We start from the raw sequence: 255 nt of genomic DNA on the forward strand, positions 1-255 counted from the left end.
CCAAGGATTTAGCGGAACGGAAAGCAAGTACAACAAACTGACTTCCCTTGTTGGCGACCAACATGATCACAAGACATGGTTAGAGAAGCTGAGGTCTGGGTTGCAGACACTGGAGGAAAATGCGGAGGCAGTCACACTGGATCTTATATCTGGACTTGGGCATGGTGCTGCGTTGCATTTCCCAGACATGCCATGGGCAAAATGGAAATATACCAACGCCCACAACGAAACGATTGAGCGAGAAAATCTTCCAGA

The 255-nt window shown here is 48.2% G+C and carries 1 protein-coding gene; it reads left to right on the plus strand.

Annotated features, from left to right (window positions below; translation table 11 throughout):
* Positions 1-255, plus strand: a 255-nt coding sequence (locus GTP27_RS24505; RefSeq protein WP_371865999.1) for a DUF6765 family protein, incomplete at both ends; no start/stop codon positions are given.

The sequence above is a fragment of the Duganella qianjiadongensis genome (genome assembly GCF_009857915.1).
GTDB lineage: Bacteria > Pseudomonadota > Gammaproteobacteria > Burkholderiales > Burkholderiaceae_D > Rugamonas > Rugamonas qianjiadongensis.